This window comes from Actinoplanes sp. NPDC089786, from assembly GCF_040684855.1.
In the GTDB taxonomy this organism is placed as follows: Bacteria; Actinomycetota; Actinomycetes; order Mycobacteriales; family Micromonosporaceae; genus Actinoplanes.
This window is the reverse complement of sequence record NZ_JBFBGU010000010.1, coordinates 265,443-274,560: the sequence shown is the minus strand read 5'-3', so window position 1 is coordinate 274,560 and position 9,118 is coordinate 265,443. Positions and strand designations below refer to the sequence as shown.

Annotated in this window: 11 protein-coding genes; 2 read left to right on the top strand and 9 right to left on the bottom strand. The window is 68.4% G+C overall.

What is annotated here, in order from left to right:
• Positions 1–365 precede the first annotated feature (365 nt).
• Entirely contained in the window at positions 366–1,625 is a 1,260-nt protein-coding gene (tyrS, locus tag AB0O15_RS27535) for a tyrosine--tRNA ligase (protein WP_364323797.1), read from the bottom strand.
• A gap of 59 nt (positions 1,626–1,684) precedes the next feature.
• Between tyrS and AB0O15_RS27530 the strand changes: the two genes are divergently transcribed.
• The gene (locus AB0O15_RS27530) at positions 1,685–2,431 is read left to right on the top strand and encodes a UDP-galactose-lipid carrier transferase (RefSeq protein WP_364323795.1); all 747 of its coding nucleotides are present in this window, start codon (positions 1,685–1,687) and stop codon (positions 2,429–2,431) included.
• On the opposite strand, the gene AB0O15_RS27525 is transcribed toward AB0O15_RS27530, so the two are convergent.
• From AB0O15_RS27525 to AB0O15_RS27515, 3 genes are read right to left on the bottom strand one after another with little or no spacing between them, the layout of a single operon-like run.
• Positions 2,405–3,037, bottom strand: coding sequence for a nucleoside monophosphate kinase (locus AB0O15_RS27525; protein ID WP_364323793.1), 633 nt, complete (start codon positions 3,035–3,037; stop codon positions 2,405–2,407). The genes AB0O15_RS27530 and AB0O15_RS27525 overlap by 27 nt on opposite strands.
• Complete coding sequence (locus AB0O15_RS27520; RefSeq protein WP_364323791.1) at positions 3,030–3,596, bottom strand: hypothetical protein; 567 nt, start codon at positions 3,594–3,596, stop codon at positions 3,030–3,032. The genes AB0O15_RS27525 and AB0O15_RS27520 overlap by 8 nt, the downstream gene beginning before the upstream one ends.
• A gap of 29 nt (positions 3,597–3,625) precedes the next feature.
• The gene (locus AB0O15_RS27515; RefSeq protein ID WP_364323789.1) at positions 3,626–4,087 is read right to left on the bottom strand and encodes a type II toxin-antitoxin system PemK/MazF family toxin; all 462 of its coding nucleotides are present in this window, start codon (positions 4,085–4,087) and stop codon (positions 3,626–3,628) included.
• A 22-nt stretch (positions 4,088–4,109) separates the two neighbouring features.
• Between AB0O15_RS27515 and AB0O15_RS27510 the strand changes: the two genes are divergently transcribed.
• Complete coding sequence (locus AB0O15_RS27510) at positions 4,110–4,706, top strand: hypothetical protein (protein ID WP_364323787.1); 597 nt, start codon at positions 4,110–4,112, stop codon at positions 4,704–4,706.
• Positions 4,707–4,793: 87 nt separating this feature from the next.
• Here the strand turns inward: AB0O15_RS27510 and AB0O15_RS27505 are convergent, their stop codons facing one another.
• From AB0O15_RS27505 to AB0O15_RS27485, 5 genes are read right to left on the bottom strand one after another with little or no spacing between them, the layout of a single operon-like run.
• Positions 4,794–5,309: a hypothetical protein gene (locus AB0O15_RS27505; RefSeq protein WP_364323785.1), complete on the bottom strand. Its 516-nt coding sequence runs from the start codon at positions 5,307–5,309 to the stop codon at positions 4,794–4,796.
• A 36-nt stretch (positions 5,310–5,345) separates the two neighbouring features.
• On the bottom strand, positions 5,346–6,383 hold the full coding sequence (locus AB0O15_RS27500) for an ABC transporter ATP-binding protein (RefSeq protein WP_364323783.1): 1,038 nt from the start codon (positions 6,381–6,383) through the stop codon (positions 5,346–5,348).
• The gene (locus tag AB0O15_RS27495; RefSeq protein ID WP_364323781.1) at positions 6,380–7,183 is read right to left on the bottom strand and encodes a carbohydrate ABC transporter permease; all 804 of its coding nucleotides are present in this window, start codon (positions 7,181–7,183) and stop codon (positions 6,380–6,382) included. Before AB0O15_RS27495 ends, AB0O15_RS27500 begins: the two co-directional genes overlap by 4 nt.
• Positions 7,173–7,973 carry a sugar ABC transporter permease gene (locus AB0O15_RS27490; protein ID WP_364323779.1) on the bottom strand — a complete coding sequence of 267 codons (801 nt, stop codon included), beginning with the start codon at positions 7,971–7,973 and terminating at the stop codon, positions 7,173–7,175. The genes AB0O15_RS27495 and AB0O15_RS27490 overlap by 11 nt, the downstream gene beginning before the upstream one ends.
• Positions 7,970–9,091, bottom strand: a complete 1,122-nt coding sequence (locus AB0O15_RS27485) for an ABC transporter substrate-binding protein (protein ID WP_364323777.1) — start codon at positions 9,089–9,091, stop codon at positions 7,970–7,972. The genes AB0O15_RS27490 and AB0O15_RS27485 overlap by 4 nt, the downstream gene beginning before the upstream one ends.
• Positions 9,092–9,118: the final 27 nt, after the last annotated feature.

Here is a 9,118-nt window from a genome sequence, read left to right as displayed (position 1 = left end):
CCGCCAGCGTTCGTCCTGAGCCAGGATCAAACTCTCCAACAAAATCTAGAGATATTTCAAATCCCAGCAACAAACAATCTTGTTGCCAAAGGAATTGCGAGGCAAAACAAAACCTCGCCATAAATTGGCACTGGCTTATCAAGCACCCTGTTGAGTTCTCAAAGAACAACCACACACCAAGTTATCAGCCTCATTTAAAGGCTAGATCCTCGGGGTGACCTCCAGGACGGCCGCTGCAGTGGTTTTACCCTCCGCGGCTCGCCCGTTTCCCTGGTGGCAGAGAGAACATTACATGGGGTTTCCCGGGGCTCCAAATCGGGGGGCTGCGACCGCGGTCACAGGCCCCCGACCTGGGAAAACGCGTTTCAGGAGGGCAGAACCTCGACGCCGGCAAACGTTCGCTTGCCCTTCCGCAACACCAGGTAGCGCCCATGCAACAGAGCGGAAGCGGGAACGAGAGCCTCGGCGTCGGTAACGCGCTCGTTGTTCACGTATGCCCCACCTTCGGCCACCGTCCGCCGCGCCTCTCCCCCACTCTTCGCGAGGCCGGCGAGCTGCAGAAGCTGGCCGACGGCCAGCGACGACGCCGGCACCGACACCAGACCGGCCTCGGACAACGCGGCACGCAGGGTCGAGGAAGACAGATCCGCCAGAGCACCACGCCCGAACAGCGCCTGCGACGCCGCCACGGCCTGATCGGCCTCAGCAACGCCGTGGACCAGCGACGTCAGCTCGTACGCCAAAGCCTTCTGAGCGGAGCGAAGCTGAGGTTTGGCGACCGCCTCCTCCTCCAGCGCTTCGAGCGAGGCGCGGGACTGGAACGAGAAGTAGCGGAGGTAGTTCGAGATGTCCTTGTCGTCGGCGTTGATCCAGAACTGGTAGAACGCGTACGCCGAGGTCATCGCCGGGTCGAGCCAGACCGAACCGCCCTCGCTCTTGCCGAACTTCGTGCCGTCCGCCTTGAGCACGAGCGGTGTCGTGAACGCGTGCACCGGCCCGGCGCCCCGGCGGCGGACAAAGTCGACCCCCGCCGTGATGTTGCCCCACTGGTCGGACCCGCCGAACTGGAGCCCGCACCCATGCCGCTGATGGAGCTCGTAGAAGTCGTTGGCCTGGAGCAGCTGGTAGCTGAACTCGGTGAAGCTGATGCCGCTCTCCAGCCGGTTGCGCACCACGTCGCGGGCCAGCATCTTGTTGACCGGGAAGTGCTTGCCGACGTCGCGCAGGAACTCGATCACCGAGGTCGGCCCGGTCCAGTCCAGGTTGTTGACCAGGGTCGCGGCATTCTCACCCTGGTACGACAGGAAGGGCGCGAGCTGGTCGCGGATCCGCTGCACCCACTCGGCCACGACCTCGGGCGGGTTGAGCGTGCGCTCGCTCGACTCCCGCGGGTCGCCGATCTGACCGGTGGCCCCGCCGACCAGCAGCAACGGGCGGTGGCCGGCCTGCTGGAGACGGCGGGCGGTGAGCACCTGCATGAGGTGCCCGACGTGCAGCGAGGCGGCGGTCGGGTCGAAGCCGACATAGAACGTCAGCTGCCCGTCGTCGAGCGCCGGCCGGAGCGTCTCCGGGTCGGTCGAGTCTTGGATCAGGCCACGCCACTGCAGGTCGTCTACGAAAGTCACCGGGGAATTGTCGCGCACGGCCAGGTGCGGATCACATCGGGTTTCGCCATGCTGAGGCGATGAGTCGCCTCGTCAACCCCGCGCCGCCGTACGAGATCAGCAAGAAGAAGGCGGTCGCCCGCCTGGCCGAGGCGCAGCAGCGTCTCCTCCGGTTGCGGCTGACCCTGGGCGGTCAGCTCAACACCCCGATCGGACCGCCGCTGACCTGCGTCTTCGAGGGCTGGGACGCGTCCGGGAAGGGTGGCGCGATCAAGCGGCTGGTAACGCCGCTCGACCCGCGGTTCGTCCGGGTGTCCCAGTTCGCCGCCCCGACCTACGACGAGAAGCGGCACCACTTCCTGTGGCGGTTCTGGCCCAAGCTGCCGGGCTGGGGCGGGATGGCCGTGTTCGACCGGTCCTGGTACGGCCGGGTGCTGGTCGAGCGGGTCGAGGGCTTCGCGACGAAGGAGCGGTGGTCCCGCGCGTACAACGAGATCGTGGAATTTGAACGGACCCTGGTCGCCGAGGGCATGATCATCGTCAAGTTCTGGATGCACGTGTCGCCGGAGGAGCAGCTGCGGCGCTTCGAGGAGCGTTCGAACGACCCGCTCAAGCAGTGGAAGCTGACCGACGAGGACTGGCGGAACCGGCAGAAGCGCGAGACCTACGAGATCGCGATCAACGAGATGCTCGAGCGCACCGACCCGACCTGGGCGCCGTGGCATGTGATCGCCGGCGACGACAAGCACTACGCCCGGTTCGCGGTGGTCGAGAAGGTCTGCGAGGCGATCGAGGCCCGGCTAAAGACCGAGGACCTTCCGGATTGATTCCTGTACGTCGTCAGCCGGCGGCCGCGCGTCGATGTTGAGGACCGGCTCCTTGCGCCCGAACAGCTCCAGCACCGGCCGGGTCTGCTCGTGGTAGTCGCGGAGCCGGGCGTCGAGCGCCTCGGGCGTGTCGTCCGGCCGGGTGACCAGCTCGTGGCCGCAGATGTCGCAGCGACCCTCCTCGGACGGGCGGTCGGCGATCAGGTTGTAGTCCATGCCGCAGTTCGGGCAGAGCCGGCGGCTGAGCACCCGGCGGCGCACCTCGTCGTCCGGGATCTCCAGGTGGATGACGGCGTCGATGTCGTACGACTCCATGAAGAACTCGGCCTGCCGGGCGTTGCGCGGGAACCCGTCGATGACGAAGCCGTAGTTCCAGTCGTGCTGGTCGAGGCGCCAGCGGACCACCTCTTGCACCTGGTCGTCGCCGACCAGCTCGCCGGCGTTCATGGTCCGCTTGACCTGGGCGCCGAGCTTGGTGTGGTTCTGCACGTGCCAGCGGAACAGGTCGCCGACGCTGAGGTGCACCATCTCGTACGCGGCACACAGCATCTTGCTCTGGGTGCCCTTGCCGCTGCCCTGCACACCCATGATCACGTACTTACGCATCGACAGATCCCATCCGCAGGGGTCCCGGTGCCACGCGGCCGCCGATCGTGGTGGGGTCGACGCTCCAAGCAGCGGCGACCCTGAGCACGTCTTGCTCGGCGACCAGCACGGTGGTGTCGTCGTTCATGGTGCCGGGTAGCCCAGCGTCACGCTCGGCGGGGTCAGGGTCGCCGTGCCACGAGGTGATCTCCCCGGTCTGCCCGACGTACCCGAACGCCCTGATCAGTTGACCGTGGGCGGCGCGCTGCCAGCGGTGCGACTCGGTGACCCGATGCGTCGCGAAGAACTGCACCTCGGTATCGAGTTCCTTGGACAGCGCCGGCAGGTCGGGGGTGGCGACCAGGAACCGGCGGCCGACGGCCAGCGCCCAGCCGTCGATCGGCGGGGTGACCGCCACCCGGTTGTCGGTCAGGTGGGCCAGGTCGATGCCGTCGCGCCAGCGGATCTCCCCCAGGTCACGCAGGCCCAGCGCGGCGATGATCGATGAAGGGTCACCATCGCGTACGGCGATCCATGCCTGTTTGCCACCGAATCCGACCATCACGTCCGCTTGTTCCATACGACAAAACTAACCCAGTGCTCTCGTGATCATGCCCAGCCGTAGTCGCGGCGCAGTTCGACGGCCACCTGATCGAAGCGCGGCTGGTCGAGCACGGCGCCCTCGCGGCGGATCCCGTCCTCGTCGACCTCGAGCACCCGGTCGAGCCGGACCCAGCTCGGCCGGTTCTCGCGGTCCCACGACCCCGGGCCGAGCCCGAACCAGTTGCGCTGGCCGTCGCGCTCACTCTGCGAGGAGAGCATCAGGCCCAGGAGGGTACGGCCGTCACGGCCGACCACGAGCACCGGCCGGTCCTTGCCCTGCCGCGGGTCGTCCTCGTACTTGACCCAGGTCCAGACGATCTCGCCGGGATCGGCGTCGCCGTCCAGGTTCGGGGCGTACTCGACCCGCCGGCCGCGGTCCGCCGTCGGGACGTGCCTGGGCGCGGACTTGCGCGCCGGTGCGAGCTTCTCGGCGACGCGCCTGGCGATGCCGCTGATGTTGATGGCCACGGAGGCACTCTACGGTTGACGGATGCATCCCGACATCGACGCGTGGCAGCCCTGGCATCCGGCGACGTTCACGGCACGGATGCCAGGGGCCGACTTCCCCTGGTACGTGGCCGGCGGCTGGGCCATCGACCTGTTCGTCGGGACGCAGACCCGGGAGCACGAGGACCTCGAGGTGGCGGTCGCGTCGTCGTTCTTCGAGACGATGCCGCCGCGCTTCCCCGAGCTCGACTTCTGGGTGCCGCTGGGCGAGCAGAAGCTGGGCCGGATGACGGCCGAGACGCTGGGCGGGGAGTCGCACCAGACCTGGGCCTACGACCGGGCGGCGCAGGCGTGGCGGTTCGATGTGTTCCGCGAGCCGCACGACGGGGACATCTGGATCTGCCGGCGGGACGAGTCGATCCGGCGGCCGTACGAGGAGATCGTCTCGTACACCGATGAGGGCATCCCGTACCTGAACCCCGAGGTGGCCCTGCTCTTCAAGGCCAAGGCGGCGCGCGACAAGGACCGGGCCGACCTGGCCACGGCCTGGCCGCGCATGTCCCCCGAGCAACGCGACTGGCTGCGATCAGCCGTCGAAAAGGTGCATCCCGGACACGAATGGGCTTCTCTCCCAGGGTGACCATTTACGCACGTGGAGCGAAGCGACCCTCGGCGGGAGCGACGGTCTGTACCACCCACCGAGCTACGACATCCTGCTGTTGATCTTTTAAAGTTCGGCGCTGTGCTGGAGGCCCAACTTGGCGTAGATGTCGCGCGGGGGCATGGCCTGGGCTCGGTTGGCGAGGTCTTCCAGGTAGATCCAGGTGGTCGTGCCGTAGACGGCGCGCTCCTGGCGGACGAAGGGCGCCACCGCGGCCCACACCTGGCGGATCGCGGTGCCGTTGCCGCCGATCACCAGCTCGGGGTCGACGACCCGGTGGGCGACCAGCTTGCCGAGGTCGTCGTAGCGGCCGGCCACCATGCGGACCTGGCTGCGCACCTCGGGCGGCAGGTCGCGGAACGGCAGCGGCGGATCGAACTCCTTGGCCAGCACGTCCAGCACGTATTCGCGGGCGGCGAAGAACTCCTCGCCGCGGAACTGGTCGAACATCTGCAGCACGACGGGCAGGGCGTAGCCGGCGGCGGACGTGCGCATCTGCCGGATGGCGAGCAGGGCGGTGACGCTCAGGGCGACGACCGCGACGACGACGGCGAACAGGTCTAAGACGGCATCCGTGTCCACGTCCTACACGCTAGGTGACAGTGGCAACGGATGTCCCTAGTGGAGGGCGAGAGATGTGTCCGGGTCGAAGAATCGCAACGCGGACGGCGGGAACGTCAGGCCGACGGACGACCCGGTGAAGCCGGACGCGGTCTGGACCTTGAGCTCGCCGCCGGCCCACCGGACGGTCAGCAGGGTGGTCGCCCCGGTGGGCTCGGCCACCTCGACCTCGCCCGGAATGTCCCCGTCGACACCGACATTCTCGGCGCGGATGCCGACCAGCACCTTCCGGTCCTCCCAGCCGTCCGGGGCGCCGTCGAACGCGACGTCGTCGACGACGAGGCGGCCTTCGCGGACCAGAGCCGGGAAGAAGTTCATCGGCGGCGCGCCCAGGAAACCGCCGACGAACTGCTCGGCCGGCTCGGCGTACACCTGCATCGGCGTCCCCAGCTGGGCGATGGTGCCGTCGCGCATCACCGCGACCCGATCGCCGAGCGACATCGCCTCGGCCTGGTCGTGCGTGACGTACAGGGTGGTCGTACCCAGCCGCCCGACGATCTTCTTGAGCTCGGCCCGGAACTGCATGCGCAGCAGGGCGTCCAGGTTGGACAGCGGCTCGTCCATCAGCAGCACATCGGCGTCCACCACGATGGCCCGGGCCACGGCCACCCGCTGCCGCTGGCCACCGGAGAGCTGGGCCGGATAGCGATCGAGGTAGTCGCCGAGATCCAGCAGCTCCGCCGCCCGCTGGACCCGAGAAGACCACTCGGCCGGCGGGACCTTGCGCATGGTCAGGCCGAAACCGATGTTCTGCCGGACCTTGAGGTGCGGGAAGATCGCGTACGACTGGAACACCATCGACAGCCCGCGCTCCCGGGCCGGCAGGGCGGTGACGTCCCGCCCGCCGATGGTGACCGTCCCCGAGTCGGGGGTCTCCAGGCCGGCGACCATCCGCAGCAGCGTCGTCTTGCCGCAGCCGCTGGGGCCGACCAGCACCAGGAACTCGCCGTCCTCGACCGAGAGCGAGATGTTGTCGGTGGCCCGCCGGTGGCCCGACGGGTAGGTCTTCACCAGGTTGCTGACGGTCACGTTCATCGGAGCGTCGTCCCCCACATGTTGAGCAGATAGCGCCGCACGATCAGGATGAAGATCAGCGCCGGCAGCACCAGCGCCAGCCCGCCGGCGAACCGGAAGGCCAGCGGCGAGTCGGCCAGCGTGGCCAGCAGCTGGGCGGGCAGCGTGCGGCGGCCGAGGGTCAGGATGCTGGCGCCGAGCACCTCGTTCCAGGACAGCACGAAGGTGAACAGGGCCGAGGCGGCGATCCCGGGCAGCGCCTGCGGCAGCACCACCCGGACGAACGCGGCCAGCGGGGTCGCCCCGAAGATCATCGCCGCTTCCTCCTGCTCGTGCGAGACGCCCAGGAAGATGGCCGAGGTGATCAGGATCGTGGTGGGCAGGGCGAGCGCGGTGTGCAGCAGGGTCACGCCGTACGACGTGTCGTAGAGCCCGAGGTCGAGGAACGTGCGGCCGAGCGGGACGGACAGCACCACGATCGGCAGGGCCCGGGTGAGCAGCAGGCCGAGCTGGTAGACGTCCTTGCCGCGGAAGGCGTGACGGGCCAGCGCGTACCCGGCGGGCAACCCGATCGCGAGCGCCAGCACGACCGTGCTCAGCCCGATCGTGACCGAGTTGATCAGGCCGCCGACGATGCCGGTGGAGCGCAGGAACGTACCCATCGTCTCGCTCGACAACGAGGTCGGGAGCAGCGGCAGCGGGAACTGGTTGAGCGCCTCGCGGCTGGTGAACGCGGCCAGCGCGATGAGGTAGATCGGCACGGCCATGAACAGCGAGACGAGTACGCACAGAAGCTGGACCACCCAGCGCTTACCGAGCACCGCGCATCACCCTCAGGTATCCGATCGACGCCACGATCGACAGCATCAGCACGACCAGCGCGATCGCGGTGGCCACGTTGGGGTTCTGCAGCGTGTAGTACCACTGGTAGGTCTCGCCGACCAGCAGCGGGAAGCTGCGCCCGGTCAGCGCCTGGGCCACCGCGAACGCCTCCAGGGCCAGGATCGTCCGCAGGATCAGCGCCACCTGCAGGCTGGGCCGCAACTGGGGCAGGATCACGTGGCGGACCCGCTGCCAGTAGGTCGCGCCGAGCACCGCGGCCGCCTCGTCGTAGTCGCGCGGCACGTTCCGCAGCCCGGCCACCACGATCACGAAGACCAGCGAGGTGGCCCGCCACAGCTCGGCGATCAGCACGGCGAGGAACATCGTCCCCGGGTTCTCCACCGACAGCCACGCGTACGAGTCGATCCCCAGATGATCGAGCACCGAGTTGAGGTAGCCCCGATCGGTGAAGATGGACAGCCACACCAGCCCGGCGGCCAGGTCGCTGATCGCCAGCGGCACCACCCAGAGGTAGAAGTGCAGCCCAGCCAGCCGGGGCTTCTCCCGCAGGAGCAGCGCCATGGTGATGGCCAGCACGAACTGGAGCGGGATGAGCACCACGATGAGCAGGGCGGTGTTGCGGGCGGCCTCCCAGAAGTACGGGTCGTCGACCATCCGGCTGAACGAATCGGGCTCGGAGAACGCCTGCAGCACACCGCTGACCAGCGGCCACGCGAACAGCGCGGCCATGAACAGGATCGACGGCAGGATCAGCCAGAGCTTCTTCATCCGGCCTTGCACTCCGCGCCGGCCGGGTCGGGCTGCCAGCACGGGATCTTCAGCTCGGCCAGGATCTTGTTCAGCTCGGTGGCCTGCGCGTCGAGGACCTGCCGGACCGGCTTGCCGTCCAGGCAGATCTCCTTGAAGCAGTTCTTGAAGATCTGGCCGACCTCACCGTCCCGCGCGCCGAGCCCGACCGGGGGCAGCGACAGAATCGCGTTCGGCGCCTCCCGCTGGCCCTTGATCGCTTTCTGCGCGAGCCCGACCGCGCCGGGCAGGTCGGCCGGGACCGGCGCGTTGGTGACCGGGAAGAACGCGTTCTGCTTGAGCACCTCGAGCTGCACATCCGGCGTGGTCAGCGCGGTGATCACCTGCTTGGCCTTGGCCACGTCGGGCGCGCCCTGCGGGATGCCGAGACCGGCCAGCACCAGCATGTAGCCCAGCCCCTTGGGCCCGCTCGGCGCCGGCACCATCAGCCAATCATCCGGCTTGTCACCGGGCGCCCCGACCAGCCGGGCCACGTGGTCGAAACCGACCAGCACCTCGCCCCGCTGCAACGGCTCCTGCAGGTTGTCGTAGTTGGTGGAGCCCCGCGCGGTCTGCGCCCACAGCTCCTTCATGTACTCCCACGCGGTGACCGCCTCGGCGCTGCGGAACGTGGTGATCTGCCCGCCGGTGAAGCTCGGCAGCAGGAAGCCCTGGAAGAACCGGTGGTAGAGGCCCTTCACGCCGGCCGGGATGCCGAGGATCGGCTTGCCGCCGTTGCCCGCCCGGCCCTTGGTCGCCCAGTCGAGCAGCTGGTCGTAGGTCAGCTTCTGCACGTCGGCGCCGGACGGCAGCCACTCGAGCGCCTTCTTGTTCACCGCCAGCACATAGCTGGCCTGCATCCACGGGATGTACTTGGTGGTGCCGCCGCCCAGCTTGGCCAGGTCGGTGAGCTCCTGGGGGAAGCCCCGGTCGCCCAGCGTGCCGAGCAGGTCGTCGAGGTCGGTCAGCCGGTCGGAGTGCGGCGCCAGGTCGCCGTGCAGCGCGCCGGCCACGCTGATCTGCACCTTCTTGGCCGCCACCTGGGTGGTCAGGGTGGAGGCGAAGATGCCGGTCTCGACCTGGTTGAAGGCCACCGGCACCGGGGCCTTCTTGAGGATCTGCTCGAA